This is a genomic window from Neisseria gonorrhoeae (genome assembly GCF_013030075.1).
GTDB lineage: Bacteria > Pseudomonadota > Gammaproteobacteria > Burkholderiales > Neisseriaceae > Neisseria > Neisseria gonorrhoeae.
On sequence record NZ_AP023069.1, the window covers coordinates 1,108,161 to 1,128,119 of the forward strand.

Here is a 19,959-nt window from a genome sequence, read left to right on the forward strand (position 1 = left end):
TAATATGTTAAATGAAATTTTTGAAATTTATTCGAGACAAGGGGAATCTTTGATAGGAATTGGAATTAGAGAAGCCGCATTACCCGTCCCCACTGCAATAGATATATTAAATTTATTTATAAATGAAAGAATACTTGTATTGGGGGGAGATATTTATATCAAGAAAGATAATTATTTTTATCAAACATATGATAATTGGTATTACGAGGGAAGTAATTTATTTAACAGTATCAACAAAGCAATGCATTATTTATCTCAAATAAAATTAGAGAATGCATACGTGTCTTTTGTTTTGAAATTTATCTAACAAAGGAAGCACAAGAATAGGTTTATAGTAAAACATCAAGATGTTGAAAATGCTGGGTTTTAACCTAACCTACGCTGACCGGATCAGATACAGCCGCTCAGCAGACTCTACAAGGTATTAATGATTTAGGAAATTTAAGTCCGGAAGCACAACTTGCCGCCGCGAGCCTATTACAGGACAGTGCCTTTGCGGTAAAAGACGGCATCAATTCCGCCAGACAATGGGCTGATGCCCATCCGAATATAACAGCAACAGCCCAAACTGCCCTTGCCGTAGCAGAGGCCGCAGGTACGGTTTGGAGAGGTAAAAAAGTAGAACTTAACCCGACTAAATGGGATTGGGTTAAAAATACCGGCTATAAAAAACCTGCTGCCCGCCATATGCAGACTTTAGATGGGGAGATGGCAGGAGGAAACAAGCCAGTTGTTAAATCTATTAGACCAACTACGCGAGATGAATTACGTCAAGCATTGCAAGAACAAGGTTTTAGACGTACTGGTTCAGATGCGGCTCAATATGAAACATGGAAAGGTCCTGATGGCGTGAAAATAGATATTCGTCCAAATGGAGAGGTTATAAGAACCCAAAGAGTGCCGCGAACCGATGGTGTACAGGGAAAATATCCGCAACGACAAGATTATGAAGGCAATCCATTGCCAAATAATCATCATCATTCTGGATATTTTGTCAAATGAAAAAAAATATTTTTCACAATGTAAGCCTTTATGAAATAATCTTTTCCGATAATGGAAATACCCTTACATTATCTTTTACAGATACAATTGAAGGTAATTATTTCGGATATATCAAATGCAGTAATATTTTGAATTTTAAATTAGATACAAATAATTTCGTAGATTATGAGGATAAGGAAGATAGCTTGTTTCCCTTGTTTATACCCGAAATAGAGCTATATAAATACCAATTTTATAGTGAAATTATTATTGATGTAGGGATTATTATAAAAATATCTGCTGAAACAATTAATTTTGAGCCACTGGGAAAATAGTAACTGCTTTCCCAGCAGCCGTAGCAACTGTATTTTTACCCGACGGGGTAAAAATACAGTTGCTACATCTCTGCGCAGCAGACTCTACAAGGTATTAATAATTCAGGAAAATTAAGTCCGGAAGCACAACTTGCCGCCGTGAGCCTATTACAGGACAGTGCTTTTGCGGTAAAAGACGGTATCAACTCTGCCAGACAATGGGCTGATGCCCATCCGAACATTACAGCTACTGCCCAAACTGCCCTTGCCGTAGCAGAGGCCGCAGGTACGGTTTGGAGAGGTAAAAAAGTAGAACTTAACCCGACTAAATGGGATTGAGTTAAAGATACCGGCTATGAAAAACCTACTGCCCGCCATATGCAGACTGTAGACAGGGAAATGGCTGGGGGGAAACAAATCATTAAAAATAGGGACACAATCTGTTGAAAAATCAACCGGTCGTACAATACCTAATAATTTAAAGGAACAATTAGCAATGGAAGAAGTTAAGGCAAACCCACAGGGCAAAACTCCTGCGAGAATACCTCCTATGTCCGATACTAAAAATGGTTGGTTGGCAAAAGACGGCTGGGTTAAGCGCGTTCAAAATATAAACAAAGTTGAGATACATTACATTGAAAATACAAGAACCGGTGAGAAAACAGATTTCAAGTTTAAGGATTAGCCATGTTTTTAGATGATGTAAATGTTTTTTTAGATGATTTAAATACCAATCCAATCACTGACGAATGGTATATGTCCAATTTTGCCGATAAACATATTAAAATTTTGGAAAGTTACGAAGCCTTTGATATTCTAAAACAATTTGTTGATTACATGATTGAAGAACATGATGAAAAATCAGAATATGAAATCATGGAAATATTGAGACAATTAAAATATCAAGCAGATACCAACGAAAAATTTTATACAAATACACAGAAACAGAAAATTGTAGAATTATATAAACAAGAAATTAGTCAGGATATTTTAAATGAAATCTTTAGATAAACTATCAATATAGAAGAAAATCCTTGGAAAAAATAAAATGATAATCAAACATAATGGAAATATACATAAAATAGCCAGAATGACTGGAAATAAAAATAATGGGGCTGTCCTAGATAACTAGGGAAATTCAAATTAAGTTAGAATTATCCCTATGAGAAAAAGCCGTCTAAGCCGGTATAAACAAAATAAACTCATTGAACTGTTTGTCGCAGGCGTAACTGCAAGAACAGCAGCAGAGCCTGACAGCATTGTTTATACGGATTGTTATCGTAGCTATGATGTATTGGATGCGGGCGAATTTAGCCATTTCCGTATCAATCACAGCACACATTTTGCCGAACGACAAAACCATATTAATGGAATTGGGAACTTTTGGAACCGGGCAAAACGTCATTTACGCAAGTTTGACGGCATTCCCAAAGAGCATTTTGAGCCGTATTTAAAGGAGTGCGAACGGCGTTTTAACAACAGTGAGATAAAAGTTCTTGTTCCATTTTAAAACAATTAGTAAAATCGAGTTTATCCTAGTTGTCCAGGACAGATATAATTCAAAATATAAAAATGGGTTACATCTGGACATTACGAAATTTTTATTCCTTCGCCTGAATTCTATTGTCAGATTCAAAGAGACCTCATCATGCGAACCACCTCAACCTTCCCTACAAAAACTTTCAAACCGGCTGCCATGGCGTTAGCTGTTGCAACAACACTTTCTGCCTGCTTAGGCGGCGGCGGAGGCGGCACTTCTGCTCCCGACTTCAATGCAGGCGGCACCGGTATCGGCAGCAACAGCAGGGCAACGATAGCGGAATCAGCAGCAGTATCTTACGCCGGTATAAAAAACGAAATGTGCAAAGACAGAAGCATGCTCTGTGCCGATCGGGATGACGTTGCGGTTACAGACAGGGATGCCAAAATCAAAGCCCCCCGAATCTGCATACCGGAGACTTTTCAAACCCAAATGACCAATATTAAGAATATGATCAACCTCAAACCTGCAATTGAAGCAGGCTATACAGGACGCGGGGTAGAGGTAGGTATCGTCGATACAGGCGAATCCGTCGGCAGCATATCCTTTCCCGAACTGTATGGCAGAAAAGAACACGGCTATAACGAAAATTACAAAAACAAATTACAAAAACTATACGGCGTATATGCGGAAGGAAGCGCCTGAAGACAGAGGCGGTAAAGACATTGAAGCTTCTTTGGACAATGAGGCCGTTATAGAGACTGAAGCAAAGCCGACGGATATCCGCCATGTAAAAGAAATCGGACACATCGATGTGGTCTCCCATATTATTGGCGGGCGTTCCGTGGACGGCAGACCTGCAGGCGGTATTGCGCCCGATGCGACGCTACACATAATGAATACGCATGATGGAACCAAGAACGAGAAATAATGTCTGCAGCCATCCGCAATGCATGGGTCAAGCTGGGCGAACGTGGCGTGCGCATCGTCAATAACAGTTTTGGAACAACATCGAGGGCAGGCACTGCCGACCATTTCCAAATAGCCAATTCGGAGGAGCAGTACCGCCAAACGTTGCTCGACTATTCCGGCGGTGATAAAACAGATGAGGGTATCCGCCTGATGCAACAGAGCGATTAGGGCAACCTGTCCTACCACATCCGTAATAAAAACATCCTTTTCATCTTTTCGACAGGCAATGACACACAAGCTCAGCCCAACACACTGACCCTATTGCCATTTTATGAAAAGACGCTCAAAAAGGCATTATCACAGTCGCAGGCGTAGACCGCAGTGGAGAAAAGTTCAATGGCTCCAACCATTGCGGAATTACTGCCATGTGGCGCCTGTCGGCATCCTATGAAGCAACCGTCCATTTCACCCGTACAAGACCGATTCAAGTTGCCGGAACATCCTTTTCCGCACCCATCGTAACCGGCACGGCGGCTCTGCTGCAGAGATACCCGTGGATGAGCAACGACAACCTGCGTACCACGCTGCTGACGACGGCTCAGGACATCGGTGCAGTCGGAGTGGACAGCAAGTTCGGCTGGGGGCTGCTGGATGCGGGTAAGGCCATGAACGGACCCGCGTCCTTTCCGTTCGGCGACTTTACCGCCGATACGAAAGGTACATCCGATATTGCCTACTCCTTCCGTAACGACATTTCAGGCACGGGCGGTCTGATCAAAAAAGGCGGCAGCCAACTGCAACTGCACGGCAACAACACCTATACGGGCAAAACCGTTATCGAAGGCGGTTCGCTGGTGTTATCGGATATGCACGTCAAAACCAAAGGTGCACTGATTTATAACGGGGCGGCATCCGGCGGCAGCCTGAACAGCCACGGCATTGTCTATCTGGCAGATACCGACCAATCCGGCGCAAACGAAACCGTACACATCAAAAGGCGGTCTGCAGCTGGGCGACAAAGGTACGCTGTACACACGTTTGGGCAAACTGCTGAAAGTGGACGGTACGGCGATTACCGACGGCAAGCTGTACATGTCGGCACGCGGCAAGGGGGCAGGCTATCTCAACAGTACCGGACGACATGTTCCCTTCCTGAGTGCCGCCAAAATCGGGCAGGATTATTCTTTCTTCAAAAATATCGAAACCGACGGCGGTCTGCTGGCTTCCCTCGACAGCGTCGAAAAAACAGCGGGCAGTGAAGGCGACACGCCGTCCTATTATGTCCGTCGCGGCAATGCGGCACGGACTGCTTCGGCAGCGGCACATTCCGCGCCCGCCGGTCTGAAACACGCCGTAGAACAGGGCGGCAGCAATCTGGAAAACCTGATGGTCGAGCTGGATGCCTCCGAATCATCCGCAACACCCGAGACGGTTGAAACTGCGGTCGCCGACCGCACAGATATGCCGGGCATCCGCCTACGGCGCACAACTTTCCGCGCAGCGGCAGCCGTACAGCATGCGAATACCGCCGACGGCGTACGCATCTTCAACAGTCTCGCCGCTACCGTCTATGCCGACAGTGCCGCCGCCCATGCCGATATGCAGGGACGCCGCCTGAAAGCCGTATCGGACGGGTTGGACCACAACGGTACGGGTCTGCGCGTCATCGCGCAAACCCAACAGGACGGTGGAACGTGGGAACAGGGCGGTGTCGAAGGCAAAATGCGCGGCAGTACCCAAACTATCGGCATTGCCGCGAAAACCGGCGAAAATACGACAGCAGCCGCCACACTGGGCATAGGACGCAGCACATGGAGCGAAAACAGTGCAAATGCAAAAACCGACAGCATTAGTCTGTTTGCAGGCATACGGCACGATGTGGGCGATATCGGCTATCTCAAAGGCCTGTTCTCCTACGGACGCTACAAAAACAGCATCAGCCGCAGCACCGGTGCGGATGAATATGCGGAAGGCAGCGTCAACGGCACGCTGATGCAGCTGGGCGCACTGGGTGGTGTCAACGTTCCGTTTGCCGCAACGGGAGATTTGACGGTTGAAGGCGGTCTGCGCCACGACCTGCTCAAACAGGATGCATTCGCCGAAAAAGGCAGTGCTTTGGGCTGGAGCGGCAACAGCCTCACTGAAGGCACACTGGTCGGACTCGCGGGTCTGAAGCTGTCGCAACCCTTGAGCGATAAAGCCGTCCTGTCTGCGACGGCGGGCGTGGAACGCGACCTGAACGGACGCGACTACGCGGTAACGGGCGGCTTTACCGGCGCGGCTGCAGCAACCGGCAAGACGGGTGCACGCAATATGCCGCACACCCGCCGGGTTGCCGGTCTGGGGGTGGATGTCGAATTCGGCAACGGCTGGAACGGCTTGGCACGTTACAGCTACACCGGTTCCAAACAGTACGGCAACCACAGCGGACAAATCGGCGTAGGCTACCGGTTCTGACGGACAGAAAACAGACAGCCGCAAAGATCACGGTCTTTGTGGCTGTTTCTTATGAAAAGAAAACCCTATTCCAATTGCCTGCTTCTATTGTTTCAAGACTTCTTCCAAAGATTCGGCATCAATCAGACGTATAGCGGATTAACAAAAATCAGGACAAGGCGGCGGGCCGCAGGCAGTACGGATGGTACGGAACCGATCCGCCCGGCGCTCCATCACCTTAGGGAACCGTTCCCTTTGAGCCGGGGCGGGGCAACGCCGTACCGGTTTTTGTTCATCCGCCATATTGTGTTGAAACACCGCCCGGAACCCGATATAATCCGCCCTTCAACATCAGTGAAAATCTTTTTTTTAACCGGTCAAACCGATATAAGGAGCCGAAAATGAATCCAGCCCGCAAAAAACCTTCTCTTCTCTTCTCTTCTCTTCTCTTCTCTTCTCTTCTCTTCTCTTCTCTTCTCTTCTCTTCTCTTCTCTTCTCTTCTCTTCTCTTCCGCAGCGCAGGCGGCAAGTGAAGACGGCGGCCGCGGCCCGTATGTGCAGGCGGATTTAGCCTACGCCGCCGAACGCATTACCCACGATTATCCGGAACCAACCGGTACAAGAAAAGACAAAATAAGCACGGTAAGCGATTATTTCAGAAACATCCGTACGCATTCCATCCACCCCAGGGTGTCGGTCGGCTACGACTTCGGCGGCTGGAGGATAGCGGCAGATTATGCCCGTTACAGAAAATGGAACAACAATAAATATTCCGTCAACATAGAAAATGTGCGGATACGTAAAGACAATGGCAACAGGCAAGATCTGAAGACGGAAAATCAGGAAAACGGTACGTTCCACGCCGTCTCCTCGCTCGGTTTGTCAGCCGTTTACGACTTCAAACTCAACGATAAATTCAAACCCTATATCGGCGCGCGCGTCAGCTACGGACACGTCAGACACAGCATCGATTCGACCAAAAAAACAATAAAGGTTACTACCGTCCCCAGCACTGCTCCTAACGGAGCAGTTACAACTTATAATACTGATCCAAAGACGCAAAACGATTACCAAAGCAACAGCATCCGCCGCGTGGGTCTCGGTGTCATCGCCGGTATCGGTTTCGACATCACGCCCAACCTGACCCTGGACGCCGGCTACCGCTACCACAACTGGGGACGCTTGGAAAACACCCGCTTCAAAACCCACGAAGCCTCGTTGGGCGTGCGCTACCGCTTCTGATTCCCCGATACCGATGCCGTCTGAACCTTCAGACGGCATTTTTGACGCGCCCGCCGTTTACAGGCGCGGGGCGGGCGCAGTAAAATACCCGAACCGTCATTCCCGACAACACCGCAATCTCGAAACCCGTCATTCCCGCGCAGGCGGGAATCCGGACCCCCGACGCGGCGGGAATCTATCGGAAATGACTGAAACCCCGAGATTCTAGATTCCCACTTCCGTGGGAATGACGGTTCGGTTGCGTTCCGACAACACCGTAGTCTCGAAACCCGTCCGACAACACCGCAATCTTAAAACCCGTCATTCCCGCGCAGGCGGGAATCCGGACCTGTCCGCACGGAAACTTATCGGATAAAACGGTTGCCCAAACCCCGCGTCCTAGATTCCCACTTCCGTGGGAATGACGGTTCGGTTGCGTTCCGACAACACCGCAATCTCGAAACCCGTCATTCCCGCGCAGGCGGGAATCCGGACCCCCGACGCGGCGGGAATCTATCGGAAATGACTGAAACCCCGCGTCCTAGATTCCCACTTCCGTGGGAATGACGGTTCGGTTGCGTTCCGACAACACCGTAGTCTCGAAACCCGTCATTCCCGCGCAGGCGGGAATCTAGGATGCGGAATCTAGAGAAACCTTTTAACCGATAAGTTTCCGTGCGGACAGGTCTGGATTCCCGCCTGCGCGGGAATGACGGTTCAGTTGCTTAGGGTAGGATTTGGCGGGATTGGTGGGCTGAAGCCCACCCTACGGCCCGCCCTACGCATCCGCCCTACAATACTCCTTGCGCATCCGTCCCTCGCCCGCCCTTGTATGTCTCAAATGGGTTAAACTACGCACTTCCCGACTTCCCGTTTCGGGCAGGGGTGCAGGTCCGATTTATATTTCAATAAAACAAGGAAACTTTATGCAGCACGAAGAAGGCAACCGCCAACGCCCTCAAGGCGAACTGCTCCTGCGTACCGTCGCTATGCCGCGCGATACCAATCCCAACCAAGACATTTTCGGCGGCTGGATTATGTCGCAAATGGATTTGGGCGGCGGCATATTGGCGGCGGAAATCGCGCGGGGGCGCATCGTTACCGTCGCCGTTCAGGAAATGAACTTCATCCGCCCGGTCAAGGTCGGCAACGTCGTCTGCTGCTACGGGCATTGCGTCCGCGTGGGCAATACTTCCCTCCAGCTTAAAGTCGAAGTCTGGGTGAAAACTTTGATGAACGATTGCGTTACCGAAGACCGCCATCTCGTAACCGAGGCGGTGTTCACTTATGTCGCCATCGATGCGGAAGGCAATCCGCGCCCGATTCCGAAAGAAGGCAACCCCAAATTGTCGGGCTTATTGCCCACCCCGTAAAAATACCCGTAAAAATGCCGTCTGAAACTGTCTTCAGACGGCATTCCGTATCATTTGAACCAAGACCTGATGCGGGAAAACAGCGACATACTCTGTTTTTCAAAGTCTTCCCGCACTTCGGGCACGGCTGTTTTTATGACCTTCATTCCTGCAAAAGTCTGCGCCACAGGCATAATTTCAATCGTGTTCACATTCATATGCGCCGGCCGGCGGTACAGCCACAATGCGGTTTCCGCAATATCTTCGGGGCGGATAAATTCCACACCCTCATACACGCCCGCCACCCTCTCGTTATCGCCTTTGAAGCGCACGTTGGAAAACTCCGTATTGCCGCACAAACCCGGCTCGATATTGGTAACGCGGATGTTCTTATCCGCCAGCTCTGCGCGCAAATTCAGGCTAAACTGGCGCACAAACGCCTTGGTCGCCCCGTAAACGTTGCTGCCGGCATAAGCATAATTGCCTGCAATCGAACCCAAATTCATCACATAACCGCCGCCGCGTTCCACCATTTGCGGCAAAATCTTGCGCGTCAGGAACGTCAAACCCAAAACATTGGTTTGAATCATTGTTTCCCAATCTTCAAAATCCGCCTTGTCCGCCGTGTCCAAACCCAAAGCCAGCCCGGCATTGTTGATGAGGCAGTCGATGTCGGAAAATTCATCGGGGATGCCGTTCAAGGCGTTTTCCACCGACTCGCGGCACGACACGTCCATTTCCAAAGGGTAAAACAAAGCACCCAATTCATCCGCCAAAGCCTGAAGCCTGTCCGCACGGCGCGCCGCACCGATAACGCGGTATCCCGCCCCGACAAACCTGCGGCACATCGCTTCGCCGAAGCCTGCCGAAGCACCGGTAATTAAAACAGCCATTGTTTTTCCTTTCTTTCTCGTTTCCCAAACCTGTTTCAGGTATCATAACACCCTTCAGACGGCATCGCGCCGGCTGAAAACGACAACAACCGTACCACCACGACAGGACACATTCAACATGAAAACCCAAATCAGCCTTGCCGCAACCGCCCTCGCCCTATTCCTTTCCGCCTGCGGAAACGGCGGCGCGCCCGCACAGCCCAAAGGCGAAATTTCCGAAAACCGCACCGCCGCGTTCAAATCTATGATGCCCGACTTCTCGCGTATGGGCAAAATGGTCAAAGGCGAAGAGCCTTACGATGTCGAAAAATTCAAACAGGCGGCGGCGGCGTTTGCCGAAAGCAGCAAAAAACCGTTCACACTTTTTGAGTCCGATCCGCAAGGCAACGGCCGCGCCCTGCCTGCCGTTTGGTCGGATGGTGCAAAATTTGAAGCCGAAAAAACAAAATTCGCCGCCGCCGTCGAAAAACTCAACGCCGCCGCCCAAACCGGCAAACTGGACGAAATCAAAGCCGCCTACGGCGAAACCGGCGCAAGCTGCAAATCCTGCCACGACAGTTTCCGCGCGCCCGAATAACATCCGAAACAGAACAATGCCGTCTGAATCCTTCAGACGGCATTTTCTTTGTCATTTCGCCACGCGCAAAGCAATCGGAAATTATCTTCAATTCAAAAAATACGCCATATCCTGATTTTTGCCTTACTTACTCCGCCATTTTCTATTTTGATTTACCATGCGATTGATTTTTATCGTCAAATGCCAAAATCGGAATGTCGGCCTGACGGAACAGCGCATAAACGGGCTTGAGCCAATAATCTTCCGGAAGGGAAGCCGGTTTCAATGCGTAAACGTGCACATTGGGAAAATCCTTCATCGTCAACGCCGCACCGCTGAAAAAGGTATAAATTTCATACCTCGTATGCGGGTTTTTCTTAATTTCGCGCAAAATATAGTCTTCGATGACATAGGGCGAATTTAACGCGGTTACGCCGGAAAGCCCGTAGGTCTGGCGGGGATGCGGCGCGACATATTGTATGTTGAAATTTTTTGCCGCCTTTTCCGAAATTTCCTTCATCTCTTTGTCGGGCGAACCCAAAAGTATCCGCACCGTGCCGCCCGTTTCGTCCCCCGCCTTCAGTTCGGACGCATCGAACAGCGGCAGGTAAGTCATCTTGCGGCGGCCGTCATCCATAATGTTTTTCAAACCCTTGAATATCGTGTAATGCTCGTCGGAAGCATTGCGGGTTTTGGCGATGCTCCAATCCCCGACCATCATTCGGGCAAAATTCCGCTTAATCGCCCCGTTTACGGCAAACTCGCCGCCCAAATAGCTGCTCTCCCGTATCAGGTTGTTTGTGCCGTCGTCAAAGGTTTTGATTTCCGCATCCGGGTAAGTACTCAAAAAGGCGGCAATACTGACTTTTTCCAAACTCGCCAAATAAATCCGCTTGACCTTCGGCAGCAGCATCGACTTCACCTTCAGCTCCGCCATCGTCGGAATGAAATTAAACGATTTGTTCAAACCGTAGGGCAGGTAGAAAAAATACGCCCGCTCCGCCTTATCCTTTATCTGATTGAAATAATAATCGTATTTTTCATTCCTGTTTTCAGACATCAGCACCACATAAAACCGCTCCCCCGGATGCTGCGCCATAATCCTTTCTGCCACCTTCATCTGCAATATGGTATAGCAGAAAATCAGATTGACGGGTTTCCCCTCTTCATTGAAGAGTTTGTCCTTCAGCAGGGAAACCGCGTTCCTTTCCCCCTGATTTACCCGGTCAAACGTATAAAATATCCCGAAGCAAAAAACAATCAGGCACAACACGGTCAAACAGACTTTTTTCAACCCCATATCCCTAAAAACTCCATTCCGACAAATTGAACATACGCCCCGAGTGTCCCGGTGCGGAAACCCGGTGCGGAAAATGCGGAATTTTAGCAGATATTCCGACAGTTGCCGAATATTAAAATCAATTTTACCGAAAATGTGCCGCCGCACATCAGGCACAACGCCGCCGACGCCGCCGCCAAACGCGGGAAAGCCATTTCCCCCTTCCTTTCCCGCCGCCGCGTTATTTCCCCTTTCCTTTCCCGCCGCCGCGTTCAAACACGCCAAGATCGAACAAAGCGCGAACAAAGCCGCCAAAATATGCCATAATAGCCGCGCACATTCCCCGCGCAATGTGTTTCAAAAGAAAAAACCAACCTACAAGAGAATAATCCTATGACTCAAAAATCCACCATTGTTTATACCCATACCGACGAAGCCCCCGCGCTGGCGACCCAATCGCTGCTGCCGATTGTGCAGGCGTTTGCCCGCCACGCCGATATTGATGTCAAAACTGCCGACATTTCCCTGTCCGGCCGCATTTTGGCGGCATTCCCCGAATATCTGACCGAAGCGCAGCGCGTACCCGACGCGCTTGCCGAATTGGGCGAACTGGTGAAACAACCCGGTGCAAACGTAATCAAACTGCCGAACATCAGCGCATCCGTACCTCAACTGACCGCCGCGATTAAAGAATTGCAGTCTAAAGGCTTTGCCGTTCCCGACTATCCTGCCGACCCTCAAACCGATGAAGAAAAAGCCGTACGCGAACGCTACGACCGCATCAAAGGCAGCGCGGTAAACCCTGTCCTGCGCGAAGGCAACTCCGACCGCCGCGCGCCTAAAGCGGTGAAAAACTTTGCCAAAAAAAATCCGCACAGCATGGGCGCGTGGGCGAAAGACTCCAAAACCCACGTTGCCACCATGCAAAGCGGCGACTTTTTCCATAACGAACAATCCGTTACCGTACCCGATGCGACTTCCGTATCCATCGTGTTCACCGACAAACAAGGCAATAAAAAAGAGCTGCGCGAGCCTGTTGCCCTGAAAGCCGGCGAAATCATTGACGCGGCCGTAATGAGCAAAAAAGCCCTGCTCGCCTTCCTTGCCGAACAAGTGAAAGACGCAAAAGCTAAAGGCGTATTGTTCTCGCTGCATATGAAAGCCACGATGATGAAAGTGTCCGACCCGATTATCTTCGGACACGCCGTCAAAGTGTTCTTCGCGCCTGTATTTGAAAAATTCGGCGGCAAACTGGCTGCCGCAGGCGTCAACGTCAACAACGGCTTCGGCAACCTGATTGCCAATCTGGACAAGCTGGATGCGGACACCCGCGCCGCCGTCGAAGCTGAAATCGCCGCCGTTTACGCCGCCAACCCTGATTTGGCGATGGTCGATTCCGACAAAGGCATCACCAACCTGCACGTTCCCAGCGATGTCATCGTTGATGCTTCTATGCCTGCGATGATCCGCAATTCCGGCCGTATGTGGGACAAAAACGGCAAAGCGCAAGACACCAAAGCCGTGATTCCCGACAGCAGCTATGCCGGTGTTTACCAAGCAACCATCGATTTCTGCCGCGAACACGGCGCATTCGATCCGACAACAATGGGTACTGTGCCCAACGTCGGACTGATGGCGCAAGCGGCGGAAGAATACGGCTCACACAACAAAACCTTTGAAATCGAAGCCGACGGTCAGGTTCAAGTGATTGATGCGGCGGGCAATGTCCTGATGCAGCACGACGTTGAGGCAGGCGGCATCTGGCGCATGTGCCAAACCAAAGACGCTCCCGTCAAAGACTGGGTACAACTCGCCGTCAACCGCGCCCGCCTGAGCAACACGCCCGCCGTGTTCTGGCTCGACGAAAACCGTCCGCACGACAAGAGTCTGCTCGCCAAAGTCAAAGCCTACCTTGCCGAATTGGATACCAACGGCCTCGACATCCGCGTCCTCGCGCCCGAAGAAGCCGCTAAATTCAGCTTGGGCCGTCTGAAAAACGGCGAAGACACCATTTCCGTAACCGGCAACGTCCTGCGCGATTATCTGACCGACTTGTTCCCGATTTTGGAACTGGGTACCAGCGCGAAAATGCTGTCCATCGTTCCATTGATGAACGGCGGCGGTATGTTTGAAACCGGCGCGGGCGGTTCTGCACCGAAACACGTCCAACAGTTCCTCGAAGAAAACCACCTGCGTTGGGACTCATTGGGCGAATTCCTCGCGCTTGCCGTATCGTTTGAACATCTGGCGCAAAAAACCGGCAACGCCAAAGCCCAAGTCCTCGCCGACACTTTGGATGCCGCCACCGAAAAACTGCTGTTGAACGACAAATCGCCCAAACGCAAAGCGGGCGAACTCGACAACCGCGGCAGCCATTTCTACCTCACCCTCTACTGGGCGCAAGAATTGGCGGCGCAAGACAAAGATGCCGAACTGAAAGCCGCATTTGCTCCATTGGCAGCCGCTTTGACTGCCGACGAAGCCAAAATCGTTGAAGAACTCTCTGCCGTACAAGGCAAAGCGGTCGACATCGGCGGCTACTACGCAGCCAATCCTGAAAAAGCCGCACAAGCGATGCGTCCGAGCGCAACCTTTAATCAAGTACTAAACGCCTTATAAGCACAAAGGCAAAAATGCCGTCTGAACATTCGTCGTTCAGACGGCATTAGTTATCCCTATCTGCCTGATTATGATTAAACGCCGCACCCATTGGATATATAGTGGATTAACAAAAACCAGTACGGCGTTGCCCCGCCTTAGCTCAAAGAGAACGATTCTCTAAGGTGCTGAAGCACCAAGCGAACCGGTTCCGTACTATTTGTACTGTCTGCGGCTTCGTCACCTTGTCCTGATTTTTGTTAATCCACTATAAATCATATAATCTTTAGTTTTTTACCCTACGGAAAGACAATAATATGAAAACTGTTCCAACCATCCTGACCGGCATCCTTTTGGCAACCGCCCTTCCCGCATCCGCACACGGTATGCATAAGAGCAAACCCCTGGCTATGGACGAGCTGCCGCCGATTTGCCAACAATATTTCAAACGCGCCGAAACCTGTTACAACAAAGCCGGAAACAAAGCAGATTTCGCACGCAACAACACCAAATTCCTATTCCAAGCCCTACCTGCCGCCGATTTGGGACAGCGTAAGCAAATGTGCCAAATCGCTATGGATTCGTTTGCAGAAAAAACCCGCAATCTGAATTGCGAATAAAGCCGCATCAGCAATAGCAATGCCGTCTGAAACAAAGGTTCAGACGGCATTCTCACATCAAAACGTACCGGCTGATAAAACCCGCCTTCCCCGCATCCCTGACCCGAACAGGATTAAACGGAGTAACGGTTTCGGCCATTATGGCAAGTCCCCATCCCAAAAATGACCATATAAATTAATACCATAAAACATTGATAAAAAGCGTCTGCCGGTTGCGGTTTGTTGCAGGGCGTTACGGAAAATCATCGTAAACCGATGATTTTTATATAGTAATTGACACAACCTGAACAAAAAAGAACCGCCCTGAATCAGGGCGGTTTTGCTTTGCGGCGGAAACGGCAGGATTCGACTAAATTTTATTTTATTGATTTAAATACATTTATTTCTTATAAAAATTTAATTTACCATAAAAACAGCCATATACAAAAATCTTGGAGTAACTACTGCATTACACTATTAGAAGGATGCAGGGTCATGTAATATTTAATTAAATTAATATATAAATTAAATATTTGAATTATATTTATAAAAAAAGGTGCAAATAAGGTGCAAATAAAATTAGTTTTTCCCAATGGGTTAAAGAACAAATCCGAAAAGAGTTCTTAAAATAGCCCGACCGCCGCCAAGCCGCAAACTTGGCGGCTTCTTTATGCCGTCCGAAAGCCCTTCAGACGGCATTTTTCTTTGATTTTGTTGGGGGAATGGTTGACTTTGAACGTGTCCACGTTTATAATTCAATTCATCGGCGCATCGGGTGCCGATACGGGAAAAGCCCCACCGAAGCGGGGCTTGTACAGGGAGTAGGAAAATGAAGCTCATCCTTCAAATTCTCATCCTGGTTTTAATCTTGATGCTGGCAGGCGATACGCCTATTAGCGGATAAAACCGGCTGGGGCGGTAGCCGCCGCCCCAGTCCCTATCTTACAAAAGGCAGTTCAAAAAATCAAGGAGTTTGCCTATGGTTAATGAAAAACTGGCAGAAAACCGAAAGCGTTACGAGCAAAAACGAGTCATTAAAAAAGTCTCGTTTAATGCGGAAACAGAAAAAGAGCTTTTGGAATATGCCCAAAATCTCGATTTTTCCCAATGGGTTAAATCAATCATAAAAGAAAAAATCAAAAAGTAATTGACTTTGAACGTGTCCACGTTTATTATTCTTACAACGGCACAGCCGTTAATGGAAAACCGAACCAAGCGGGAACTTGGTTCGGTTAAGTGAAAAGCAGTTCTAGGAAAACTCTTTTCGCGTCTTTTAAATAACCTCTAAAAGAAAGACTATTCTATCATGAATGCTGTCCAAGTTTTAAACTTTCAACAAAACTCCGTCCGTACTGTTGCCGATAACAAAGGCGAGTTGTGGTTTTTGGCAAACGATGTTTGCGAGATTTTAGGCTACACCAACCCTCGCCGAACGGTTGACCTGCACTGCAAAAGCAGGGGCGTAACAAAACGGTACACCCCCACCGCCAGCGGCGAACAGGAGATGACCTATATTAACGAGCCGAATCTCTACCGCTTGATTATCAAATCCCGCAAGCCTGCCGCAGAAGCGTTTGAAGAATGGGTAATGGAAACCGTCCTGCCCGCCATCCGCAAAACAGGCGGCTACCAAATTACTCCCAAAACCACCGCCGACGACCGTACCGGATTGCGCCAAGCTGTTGCCGCGCTTGTCGGACGCAAAGGTATAGACTACTCCTCCGCGTACAGTATGATACACCAACGCTTCAACGTCGAATCCGTCGAAGACCTCCCTGCCGGGAAGCTGCCCGAAGCCGTCGCCTACGTCCACGCATTGACACTGCACACGGGCTTGACAGGCGAAGTGTTGGACGCACCGCCCAAAGCCGAGCCGAAACTGCCCATCGACGGCAACTCTTTAGCCGACATTGCCGCTATGGTTTATTACGGCACATGGATGATTGAATCGGGCAAAGACATCTCCGCGCCGCTGAAGCAGCTCGGCTGCAGGCAGGCGGTTACGATGTGGACGGTTTGGCACGAAACCCGTTCAATCCTGAAAAGATCCGCCGCGGCCCTCGAAGTGTTGCGGGGATATGCGGACAAAGACGCCTCCGACCGCATAGCCGCATGTCTTGAAGGCATTTACGGCAAGGCTACGGTAAGGTAAACGGAAAATGCCGCCCGAATCTTCGGACGGCATTTTTCACGCGGCATAGCGTTTCAACATTTCCCGATAATCCGCCGGTTCCCGTCCGGCGAACTCAAAGGCCTTCAAATCGGCGTTATCTGATGCCTTGCGGCTCTCGTTCAGCCAATAGGCGATCTGTTTCCTGCAAAACTCTTCAGCACTCATCGTCAAATCCAAAAATGCCTGTTCAGGTGCGGCGCATCCTCACGCGTGATACGGCGCAAATCACTGTCGGCCGGCAGGCCGAAATACAGCTCGAAACGCCTCCTTGCCGATTCCGAACGCTGCGGGTCGAAAGTCTCCGCATCCGGGATACTGAAAGCCTCCGCCAAAGCCCAATAAACCAAATTCCGATGATGTATGGAATTGATTTCCGGCTCGTCCCCGTCCCCCGCCATATCCCGCGGCAGGCAATACCCCCCGGCAAACAACCTGCCGTCACGGTCCGGCGCAGGCGCAAGCGTCAGCTTCCCGTCGCCCTGCACCGCATAAACCGGCAGCCCCGTTTGCGCCCCGTCGCGCCAACCCGGGGCGCAAACATCCGCCGCCTCCGGCGAAACCAACTTCAGGCACACCGGCTTGCCGTCGGACACAAAACGGATACTGTCGATTTCATACGCATAACCCGCCGCAAACCCCCCTGCCGCATAAGCATAAAGCGGCCGCCCTTTTTCCACATCCGTTACAAACGCATCGTCCGAATGCAGCAGCCGGCCGCGCAGGCACGCCTCGTGAACCGCATCGTTCAACCATCCCGACACCTCTTCGTCGCTCCAAAAATACGGCTCGGCCTTATCATTGGCAAGCACGCGGAAACGCGCAATCAAAGCCTTCAAATTCATTGCGCGATACCGAACTGACGAACCATCCGAACCACGTCCCCGCGCAAATTCTCCGCCGATTTGCGCTTATCCAAACCCTGGCCGTAATTCGCCTTCGCATACAGTTCAAGCTCGTCCTTGCCCATCCGGTTGATTTGCAGGATCACATCCTGCACCGCGTCAAACGCCGCCGTTTCCCGTTCGAGTTCCGAAGCGCCCGCCTTTTCCAAAGCCTCCGTATCATCCGCCTTTTCCACGCGTTTGCCCGGGACGGCGGCAAACACATCGCCGTGGCGCAACAACTTTGCCGCAGCCCCGGCCGACACCTCGCGCACCTGGCCGTCTTCGAAAACCAAGCCCGTATGATAGATACGGTCGCGCCACACGGCACGCCCGCCGATATACTTGATAAAAACCTTATCCATCCAACCCCCCGCCGCCGTCCGGACGGCATTGTCAAATACAGCAACGCCGCAAAGGCAAATCCCCGGGCGGCGTTTCATTCCGCTTACAACTGGCCGAACTTCTCGCCGTAAATCAAAATATCGATATCGGCGGCCTTCTTATTTTCCGCCCCTTTAAGCGTAACCGTCAGCAAAGCCTGCTTGGGCAGCGTAACCAGTTTGGCAGACTGGCAGCGGATACGCCCGGCAGACGCAAAATCCGCGCCCGAAGCAAAATAAGCCGCATCCTGAGGCACGTGCGCATCATCCGCACCGTCCGCATACGCAAAGCCGACATCGGCAGTGATACCGGAAGACATCGCCGTCTTCACAATAATCTGCGCGTCATCCAAACGGAAACCCTGTTCCAAGACACCCAGCGCCAACACATCGCCATCCTTGGGCGGCCCGTAGGCATCCGCCCCCAAGATTGCACCGTCCTGCTTCGCAACGATACGGTAATGCTCCGCCGCCAGATTGCCGTAAGGCACGCCGCCGAAACGGTTGCCGCCATTGTTTCTCACATAAATCTCAGCCATAAAAAACCTCAACCCAACAAATAGGAAAAGCCGCCCTTTCAAGCGGCATTCGAATCAGCGGATACCGCCGTGCAAAGGAACCACCGTATCCACAACCGTGACACCGTAGTCGGTAATTTCCTTCGCGCCCCCGCCGACATCCACGGCAAAGCGCGTTTTCGCCACACCGCGTATCGTACCGACGAGCGTTTCCACACGGTTGCCGTGGTCAAGCTCCTTCTCAGACCAAAAGAAAGGCATACCGCCGTGTTTGCCGGTATTCGCAAACGCCTCCAACACCGCCTGGCCGCCCAAAATAACCGAACGGTCGACCGCAAACTTGTCCGCAAACGAAGCCGGGATTTTCAAGCCCGATTCCGCCTCGCTGAACTTATCGGCGCAATACTTCATCTCATCGCCCGCATAGAAACGGATGGGGCGCGGCATTTTCACCAGGATAAAGCCGTTCCACAAACCCGCATCGCCCAAAAACAGCGGATTTTGATTTGCCTGGGAGGCGCGCGCGATTGCCGAAGCCTGAAGCTGGCGGAATTTCGGATCGGCGGCAAAACGGTTGTACTGCGCCGGGGAAAGCAGCCACACGCGCAAAGGCGAATCACCCGCCGCCTTGTCGCCCTCAAACTTCACAATCGGCGGCGGCAGCGGAATCTGGTCGAGCACGGTACGCATACTGTCCACCGTATCCATCGTAAACAAATCGGTAGAGGCAATCTTCAACTCGCCGCCGTCCTGCCCAACGCCCGTTACCGCATCGCCCGAAGCCGTAAAATGGCGGTTTTTGGACGGGGCTTTGACCGGATTGACCGCATAATCATTGAATTTCGGGTCGCCCGCCAAAGGCACGCCCCATTCGATATTGTCATGAAAACCGCGCGCGCCCGCCATATGCACCAACAGCGTCTGGTCGGCATAACGGTCCATCAGGCTTTGCGCCGCCGGACGAATCAGCGCGCGATAATCGGCAGGGCTGCGCTGATTCGTCATCGTACCGCCGCCGTCAACGGGGAAACGCGCCTGATTCACACGCAAACCCGCCTCCGACAGGCTCATCCCCACGCCCCTGCCTTCCGCCGTGTTGTCGCCCATAATCGGCAGGGCGGAAACAGGGTTGACCAAATTGAAACGGATTTCGTCACCCATGCCGCGCGTCAAATCCTGACAGCGCACGACCGGCATATGCTGGGTCGTCTGTTTGCGCAAAGTCGCCTCCGCACCCGCGGTACCGGCAGGCATCTTGCCCGCCAAACGGTTCAGCGTACTGTTGCGCTGCATATGCATCGCAAACAGCCCCGCCGCCTGCCTCATCATCGCCTGCGGGTCGCCGTAGGCCGTATTCGTCTTTTGTGCCATAAAGAGCCTCCC

The 19,959-nt window shown here is 50.9% G+C and carries 21 protein-coding genes and 4 pseudogenes; 18 read left to right on the top strand and 7 right to left on the bottom strand.

What is annotated here, in order from left to right; translation table 11 throughout:
* Positions 1–4 precede the first annotated feature (4 nt).
* The 12 genes and pseudogenes from imm40 to yciA all read left to right on the top strand — a co-directional run bounded on the left by imm40 (position 5) and on the right by yciA (position 8,717).
* Positions 5–307, top strand: a complete 303-nt coding sequence (gene imm40 / locus HT085_RS05765) for an Imm40 family immunity protein (RefSeq protein ID WP_002234414.1) — start codon at positions 5–7, stop codon at positions 305–307.
* Positions 308–390: 83 nt separating this feature from the next.
* Positions 391–729: pseudogene (locus HT085_RS11780) on the top strand (MafB family polymorphic toxin); the annotation flags it as partial.
* On the top strand, positions 709–1,002 hold the full coding sequence (locus HT085_RS11785) for a hypothetical protein (protein ID WP_002254397.1): 294 nt from the start codon (positions 709–711) through the stop codon (positions 1,000–1,002). The pseudogene HT085_RS11780 and the gene HT085_RS11785, both read left to right, overlap by 21 nt.
* Entirely contained in the window at positions 999–1,316 is a 318-nt protein-coding gene (locus HT085_RS05775; RefSeq protein WP_002215112.1) for a hypothetical protein, read from the top strand. The genes HT085_RS11785 and HT085_RS05775 overlap by 4 nt, the downstream gene beginning before the upstream one ends.
* Positions 1,317–1,385: 69 nt before the next feature.
* Positions 1,386–1,724 (top strand): annotated as a pseudogene (locus HT085_RS05780) (MafB family polymorphic toxin); the annotation flags it as partial.
* 67 nt (positions 1,725–1,791) lie between these two features.
* Positions 1,792–1,980, top strand: coding sequence for a hypothetical protein (locus HT085_RS05785; protein ID WP_010358500.1), 189 nt, complete (start codon positions 1,792–1,794; stop codon positions 1,978–1,980).
* A 2-nt stretch (positions 1,981–1,982) separates the two neighbouring features.
* On the top strand, positions 1,983–2,306 hold the full coding sequence (locus HT085_RS05790; protein ID WP_003688020.1) for a hypothetical protein: 324 nt from the start codon (positions 1,983–1,985) through the stop codon (positions 2,304–2,306).
* A gap of 151 nt (positions 2,307–2,457) precedes the next feature.
* Positions 2,458–2,834 (top strand): annotated as a pseudogene (locus HT085_RS05795) (transposase).
* A gap of 109 nt (positions 2,835–2,943) precedes the next feature.
* Positions 2,944–6,144, top strand: a pseudogene (gene nalP / locus HT085_RS05805) (serine endopeptidase autotransporter NalP).
* A 380-nt stretch (positions 6,145–6,524) separates the two neighbouring features.
* A complete protein-coding gene (locus HT085_RS12320) occupies positions 6,525–6,656 on the top strand; it encodes a hypothetical protein (protein WP_257736904.1) in 132 nt (43 codons plus the stop codon).
* 22 nt (positions 6,657–6,678) lie between these two features.
* Complete coding sequence (locus tag HT085_RS05810) at positions 6,679–7,365, top strand: opacity family porin (protein WP_483406957.1); 687 nt, start codon at positions 6,679–6,681, stop codon at positions 7,363–7,365.
* A 905-nt stretch (positions 7,366–8,270) separates the two neighbouring features.
* A complete protein-coding gene (yciA, locus tag HT085_RS05820) occupies positions 8,271–8,717 on the top strand; it encodes an acyl-CoA thioester hydrolase YciA (RefSeq protein WP_002230436.1) in 447 nt (148 codons plus the stop codon).
* A gap of 50 nt (positions 8,718–8,767) precedes the next feature.
* On the opposite strand, the gene HT085_RS05825 is transcribed toward yciA, so the two are convergent.
* The gene (locus HT085_RS05825; protein ID WP_003690952.1) at positions 8,768–9,589 is read right to left on the bottom strand and encodes an SDR family oxidoreductase; all 822 of its coding nucleotides are present in this window, start codon (positions 9,587–9,589) and stop codon (positions 8,768–8,770) included.
* Between the two features lie 118 nt (positions 9,590–9,707).
* Between HT085_RS05825 and HT085_RS05830 the strand changes: the two genes are divergently transcribed.
* The gene (locus HT085_RS05830; protein ID WP_003688008.1) at positions 9,708–10,166 is read left to right on the top strand and encodes a c-type cytochrome; all 459 of its coding nucleotides are present in this window, start codon (positions 9,708–9,710) and stop codon (positions 10,164–10,166) included.
* A 142-nt stretch (positions 10,167–10,308) separates the two neighbouring features.
* Here HT085_RS05830 and lst read toward each other — a convergent pair whose 3' ends face one another.
* On the bottom strand, positions 10,309–11,445 hold the full coding sequence (lst, locus tag HT085_RS05835) for an N-acetyllactosaminide alpha-2,3-sialyltransferase (RefSeq protein WP_003690950.1): 1,137 nt from the start codon (positions 11,443–11,445) through the stop codon (positions 10,309–10,311).
* A gap of 102 nt (positions 11,446–11,547) precedes the next feature.
* Here lst and HT085_RS05840 point away from each other — a divergent pair, with 102 nt between their 5' ends.
* The 5 genes from HT085_RS05840 to HT085_RS05865 all read left to right on the top strand — a co-directional run bounded on the left by HT085_RS05840 (position 11,548) and on the right by HT085_RS05865 (position 16,773).
* Entirely contained in the window at positions 11,548–11,751 is a 204-nt protein-coding gene (locus HT085_RS05840) for a hypothetical protein (protein WP_003690948.1), read from the top strand.
* A 66-nt stretch (positions 11,752–11,817) separates the two neighbouring features.
* Complete coding sequence (locus HT085_RS05845) at positions 11,818–14,043, top strand: NADP-dependent isocitrate dehydrogenase (RefSeq protein WP_003690946.1); 2,226 nt, start codon at positions 11,818–11,820, stop codon at positions 14,041–14,043.
* Positions 14,044–14,339: 296 nt separating this feature from the next.
* Positions 14,340–14,642 (top strand): hypothetical protein, encoded by a 303-nt coding sequence (locus tag HT085_RS05855; protein ID WP_003690944.1) that lies wholly within the window; start codon positions 14,340–14,342, stop codon positions 14,640–14,642.
* A 958-nt stretch (positions 14,643–15,600) separates the two neighbouring features.
* A complete protein-coding gene (locus HT085_RS05860) occupies positions 15,601–15,768 on the top strand; it encodes a hypothetical protein (protein WP_003688002.1) in 168 nt (55 codons plus the stop codon).
* 159 nt (positions 15,769–15,927) lie between these two features.
* Entirely contained in the window at positions 15,928–16,773 is an 846-nt protein-coding gene (locus HT085_RS05865; RefSeq protein ID WP_003690940.1) for a BRO-N domain-containing protein, read from the top strand.
* A gap of 36 nt (positions 16,774–16,809) precedes the next feature.
* On the opposite strand, the gene HT085_RS05870 is transcribed toward HT085_RS05865, so the two are convergent.
* From HT085_RS05870 to HT085_RS05890, 5 genes are read right to left on the bottom strand one after another with little or no spacing between them, the layout of a single operon-like run.
* Positions 16,810–16,959, bottom strand: a complete 150-nt coding sequence (locus HT085_RS05870; RefSeq protein ID WP_003706419.1) for a hypothetical protein — start codon at positions 16,957–16,959, stop codon at positions 16,810–16,812.
* 2 nt (positions 16,960–16,961) lie between these two features.
* Complete coding sequence (locus HT085_RS05875; RefSeq protein ID WP_003687998.1) at positions 16,962–17,636, bottom strand: phage adaptor protein; 675 nt, start codon at positions 17,634–17,636, stop codon at positions 16,962–16,964.
* Positions 17,633–18,118, bottom strand: a complete 486-nt coding sequence (locus tag HT085_RS05880; protein ID WP_003687997.1) for a hypothetical protein — start codon at positions 18,116–18,118, stop codon at positions 17,633–17,635. The genes HT085_RS05875 and HT085_RS05880 overlap by 4 nt, the downstream gene beginning before the upstream one ends.
* Positions 18,119–18,123: 5 nt before the next feature.
* Entirely contained in the window at positions 18,124–18,597 is a 474-nt protein-coding gene (locus HT085_RS05885; protein ID WP_003690936.1) for a hypothetical protein, read from the bottom strand.
* Between the two features lie 54 nt (positions 18,598–18,651).
* Positions 18,652–19,947: a phage capsid family protein gene (locus HT085_RS05890; protein ID WP_003690933.1), complete on the bottom strand. Its 1,296-nt coding sequence runs from the start codon at positions 19,945–19,947 to the stop codon at positions 18,652–18,654.
* Positions 19,948–19,959: the final 12 nt, after the last annotated feature.

Coding starts and splice junctions, on each gene's coding strand:
- imm40 (WP_002234414.1), top strand. CDS start 5: ATGTTAAATGAAATTTTTGAAATTTATTCGAGACAAGGGGAATCTTTG.
- HT085_RS11785 (WP_002254397.1), top strand. CDS start 709: ATGGCAGGAGGAAACAAGCCAGTTGTTAAATCTATTAGACCAACTACG.
- HT085_RS05775 (WP_002215112.1), top strand. CDS start 999: ATGAAAAAAAATATTTTTCACAATGTAAGCCTTTATGAAATAATCTTT.
- HT085_RS05785 (WP_010358500.1), top strand. CDS start 1,792: ATGGAAGAAGTTAAGGCAAACCCACAGGGCAAAACTCCTGCGAGAATA.
- HT085_RS05790 (WP_003688020.1), top strand. CDS start 1,983: ATGTTTTTAGATGATGTAAATGTTTTTTTAGATGATTTAAATACCAAT.
- HT085_RS12320 (WP_257736904.1), top strand. CDS start 6,525: ATGAATCCAGCCCGCAAAAAACCTTCTCTTCTCTTCTCTTCTCTTCTC.
- yciA (WP_002230436.1), top strand. CDS start 8,271: ATGCAGCACGAAGAAGGCAACCGCCAACGCCCTCAAGGCGAACTGCTC.
- HT085_RS05825 (WP_003690952.1), bottom strand. CDS start 9,589: ATGGCTGTTTTAATTACCGGTGCTTCGGCAGGCTTCGGCGAAGCGATG.
- HT085_RS05830 (WP_003688008.1), top strand. CDS start 9,708: ATGAAAACCCAAATCAGCCTTGCCGCAACCGCCCTCGCCCTATTCCTT.
- lst (WP_003690950.1), bottom strand. CDS start 11,445: ATGGGGTTGAAAAAAGTCTGTTTGACCGTGTTGTGCCTGATTGTTTTT.
- HT085_RS05845 (WP_003690946.1), top strand. CDS start 11,818: ATGACTCAAAAATCCACCATTGTTTATACCCATACCGACGAAGCCCCC.
- HT085_RS05855 (WP_003690944.1), top strand. CDS start 14,340: ATGAAAACTGTTCCAACCATCCTGACCGGCATCCTTTTGGCAACCGCC.
- HT085_RS05860 (WP_003688002.1), top strand. CDS start 15,601: ATGGTTAATGAAAAACTGGCAGAAAACCGAAAGCGTTACGAGCAAAAA.
- HT085_RS05865 (WP_003690940.1), top strand. CDS start 15,928: ATGAATGCTGTCCAAGTTTTAAACTTTCAACAAAACTCCGTCCGTACT.
- HT085_RS05870 (WP_003706419.1), bottom strand. CDS start 16,959: ATGAGTGCTGAAGAGTTTTGCAGGAAACAGATCGCCTATTGGCTGAAC.
- HT085_RS05875 (WP_003687998.1), bottom strand. CDS start 17,636: ATGAATTTGAAGGCTTTGATTGCGCGTTTCCGCGTGCTTGCCAATGAT.
- HT085_RS05880 (WP_003687997.1), bottom strand. CDS start 18,118: ATGAAACGCCGCCCGGGGATTTGCCTTTGCGGCGTTGCTGTATTTGAC.
- HT085_RS05885 (WP_003690936.1), bottom strand. CDS start 18,597: ATGGCTGAGATTTATGTGAGAAACAATGGCGGCAACCGTTTCGGCGGC.
- HT085_RS05890 (WP_003690933.1), bottom strand. CDS start 19,947: ATGGCACAAAAGACGAATACGGCCTACGGCGACCCGCAGGCGATGATG.